The organism is Hydrogenophaga sp., from assembly GCF_028698005.1.
In the GTDB taxonomy this organism is placed as follows: Bacteria; Pseudomonadota; Gammaproteobacteria; order Burkholderiales; family Burkholderiaceae_C; genus Hydrogenophaga.
On sequence record NZ_JAQVEJ010000233.1, the window covers coordinates 1 to 3312 of the forward strand.

A 3312-nucleotide genomic window follows, 5' to 3' on the forward strand; every position below is an offset into this window, starting at 1 on the left:
CACGATGACGACGGTAGGAGAAGACATGGCTTCGATTGTCTTGAAGCCTTCCAAATACACAAACGAATATTAAATTGTTTGTTTATTGGTAAATCTTCTATGTAAGACACCGTGGTGCACGACCCCGCGTCGCACCACGGCGATGAAGCCATCAGACGGTGGCTTCCCCGGGCAGCGCCGCCTGTGCGGATGAAACGGCGGCAGCGGTGGCGGACATGGCGGACGGCGGGTCAGGCGGGCTGTCCGGCATTGTCGAAGATGCCCTCGAACAGCACGGAGCTGAGGTAGCGCTCACCCGAATCGGGCAGCACGACGACGATGGTCTTGCCGGCGTTCTCGGGCCGCTGCGCCAGACGCACCGCCGCGGCCGCGGCAGCGCCGCTGGAGATGCCCGAAAGAATGCCCTCCTCGCGCGCCAGGCGCAGCGCAAACGCGACCGCCTCCTCGTTGCCGACCTGCTCGATGGCATCGACCAGCGAGAGGTCGAGCACGTCGGGCACGAAGCCGGCACCGATGCCCTGGATCTTGTGCGGCGCGGGCTTGAGTTCCTCACCGTTGCGGGCCTGCGTCAGCACCGGGCTGGCCGTGGGCTCGACGGCCACCGAGGTGATGGCCTTGCCCTTGGTCTTCTTGATGAAGCGCGTCACGCCGGTGATGGTGCCACCGGTGCCCACACCGGAGACGACGATGTCCACCGCACCGTCGGTGTCGGCCCAGATCTCGGGGCCGGTGGTGGTCTCGTGGATGGCCGGGTTGGCCGGGTTCTTGAATTGCTGCAGCAGCACGTACTTGCCCGGGTCGCTGGCGGCAATTTCCTCGGCCTTGGCGATGGCGCCCTTCATGCCCTTGGCCCCCTCGGTCAGCACCAGCTTGGCGCCATAGGCCAGCAGGAGCTTGCGCCGCTCGATGCTCATGGTGTCGGGCATGGTCAGCGTGATCGGGATGCCCCTGGACGCGGCCACGAAGGCCAGCGCGATGCCGGTGTTGCCGCTGGTGGGCTCGACGATCTCCTTGCCCGGGCCGAGCAGGCCGCGCTGCTCGGCGTCGTCGATCATGGCATAGCCGATGCGGTCCTTGACCGAGTAGGCCGGGTTGCGGCCCTCGATCTTGGCCAGCACGGTGGCCTGGGCGCCATCGGTGATGCGGTTCAGGCGCACCAGCGGCGTGCGGCCGATGGACTGGGCGTTGTTCTGGAAGCTGAGGCTCATGATGGAAATCTCCTGGTTGTCTGGGTTAAATGGATGAGGACGGAAAGGCCATTGTGCGCAGTTGGGTCATGCCTGTACCCGGGGCAGGCCATGGAAACGCCAGCCGTCGATGTCGCCCTCGAAGGCCACCGGACAGGAGGCTTCCGGCACGTCGGGCGGAGCCAGCGATGGCGCATCGACTGTCATGATCAGAAGCCTTTCTGGTGGGTGGAGGAAGGGGTTGTCAATGACTCTACGCCCGCCTTATCAAAACCCCAACCATTGATTTTCTTTTTTCTTATTACTTATTGGCATTTATTGCGCTGACGGCCGCTGACACCCGGGTCGGAGCACTGGCATCGTCGCACGGAAACCGTCCTCAACACTCGGGACGATCAAAGGCCCTGATTTCAGCACCGGTACCGGGGCCATCCAGGCGACTGATTCGCAGAGGCAGAGGCAAAAAAACCCCGGCACGGGCCGGGGTGAAGATCCTTTGCAGGATAGGAGACAAGTGTGGCGGCAGGTGCCGGATGGGGTTCGGCCGACGCGTTGCGGATGCCGGTGATGCCCTTTCATCGTTCGCGAAGATCAGGCCATGGATTGAAGCGGCCCCGCGCCCGGGAAACAACGAAGAAAATCACACATGGATATGCGAAAGAAGTCGCTCCGAACGACGCCGGATCGATTGCAATGTGTCATGTCGTCTGTGGCCGGCCGCCATCGCCACGCCCAGGCGCCGCCCCCGCCCACCACACCCCTGCTGCCCATGACGACCACCACGCCCTACCAGCCCGCGCGCCTGCGCGGCTTTCTTGCCGATCTCACCCGCCTGGTTGCCGAAGAAACGGCCGAGGCCGCGCTGCTGGAACGCGGCCAGGCCCTGCTGGCTGAACTGGTGCGGCACGACGATTGGCTCGCCGAGCCCTACACCCTGCCCTCGCCGGTGCGCTACCAGCAATACCTGCTCTACGCCGACCCGCTGGAGCGCTTTTCTGTGGTCAGCTTCGTCTGGGGGCCGGGCCAGCAGACCCCGATCCACAACCACACCGTGTGGGGCCTGATCGGCATGCTGCGCGGCGCCGAGCTGTCGCAGGCCTACGCCCGCGGTGCAAACGGCCGCTGGCAGCCACAGGGCCGGGCGCACCGCCTGGAGCCCGGCGCCGTGGAGGCAGTCTCGCCCACCATCGGCGACGTGCACCGCGTCAGCAACGCCCTGGCCGACCGGCCCTCGATCAGCATCCACGTCTACGGCGCCAACATCGGCGCCGTGCACCGCTCGGTGTTCCTGGAAGACGGCGCCGAAAAGCCCTTCATCTCCGGCTACAGCAACGCCGCGCTGCCCAACGTCTGGGACCGCTCGCAAGAAGCGGTCGCCGCATAACCCGCTGTCCCGATTCACCCTCTCTTCGTCCGCCCATGACCCAACCCCTGACCTACACCACCACCGCCCAGGTCCGCGAACACCTGCTCGCCCGGCGCGAGATCGCCCTGCTCGACGTGCGCGAGGAAGACCCTTTCGCCCAGGGGCACCCGCTGTTCGCGGCCAACCTGCCGCTGGGCCGCATCGAGCTGGACGCACGCGGCCGCATCCCGCGCCTGGACACGGCCATCGTGGTCTACGACGACGGCGAGGGCCTGGCCGAGAAGGCGGCGCGGCGCCTGCAGTCGCTGGGCTACACCGATGTCAGCCTGCTCGATGGCGGCCTGCGGGGCTGGCGCGATGCCGGCGGCGAGATCTTCATCGACGTCAACGTGCCCAGCAAGGCCTTCGGCGAACTGGTGGAGGCGCAGCGCCACACGCCCTCGCTGCCGGCGCAGGAAGTCAAGGCCCTGCTCGACGCGAAGGCCGACGTGGTGGTGCTCGACGCGCGCCGCTTCGACGAATACCAGACCATGAACATCCCCGGCGGCACCAGCGTGCCGGGGGCCGAGCTGGTGCTGCGCGCCCGCGCCCTGGCGCCCGACCCGGCCACGCGCATCATCGTCAACTGCGCCGGGCGCACGCGCAGCATCATCGGCACCCAGTCGCTGGTCAACGCCGGCATTCCCAACCCGGTGGCGGCGCTGCGCAACGGCACCATCGGCTGGACGCTGGCCGGCCAGTCGCTCGAACACGGTGCCG

The 3312-nt window shown here is 66.7% G+C and carries 3 protein-coding genes; 2 read left to right on the forward strand and 1 reads right to left on the reverse strand.

The genetic code is table 11. The annotated features are described in order from the left end of the window. Positions 1–230 precede the first annotated feature (230 nt). Entirely contained in the window at positions 231–1208 is a 978-nt protein-coding gene (cysK, locus tag PHQ87_RS15215) for a cysteine synthase A (RefSeq protein WP_300236208.1), read from the reverse strand. A 748-nt stretch (positions 1209–1956) separates the two neighbouring features. Here cysK and PHQ87_RS15220 point away from each other — a divergent pair. Further along, complete coding sequence (locus PHQ87_RS15220) at positions 1957–2571, forward strand: cysteine dioxygenase (protein WP_300236212.1); 615 nt, start codon at positions 1957–1959, stop codon at positions 2569–2571. A gap of 35 nt (positions 2572–2606) precedes the next feature. Further along, a partial coding sequence (locus PHQ87_RS15225; protein ID WP_300236211.1) for a rhodanese-like domain-containing protein occupies positions 2607–3312 on the forward strand: 706 nt, incomplete at its 3' end.